The 248-nt window shown below is 35.9% G+C and carries 1 pseudogene; it reads right to left on the bottom strand.

Going from position 1 to position 248, the window contains the following annotated elements:
- Nucleotides 1-102: 102 nt before the first annotated feature.
- A pseudogene (locus SB658_RS26400) lies at nucleotides 103-248 on the bottom strand (GTP pyrophosphokinase family protein); the annotation flags it as partial.

Here is a 248-nt window from a genome sequence, read left to right as displayed (position 1 = left end):
AGTTCGCACGATAGGGAAAAAATAACGTGAACCTTTAATCGGAGAGCCTTACTGCCCGTAAATAGCGAAATAAAAAAGGTTCTCATTGGAGAGAACCTTTTTTTATAGTGGTAACAGAATTTGATTCGAACATGCTTCGATATCATCAATATCTTGGCGAATTGTTGCCATTTTATTATCAAGATCTTCAGCTTTCATTGCTGCATCATGTAGTTCATCTTTTAAATACTCAGGTATTATCCCCTCAT

The organism is Bacillus sp. SIMBA_008, from assembly GCF_046535495.1.
Lineage (GTDB): Bacteria > Bacillota > Bacilli > Bacillales > Bacillaceae > Bacillus > Bacillus subtilis.
Note: the sequence above shows the minus strand (reverse complement) of the source record. Positions and strands in the feature narration are given on the sequence as shown.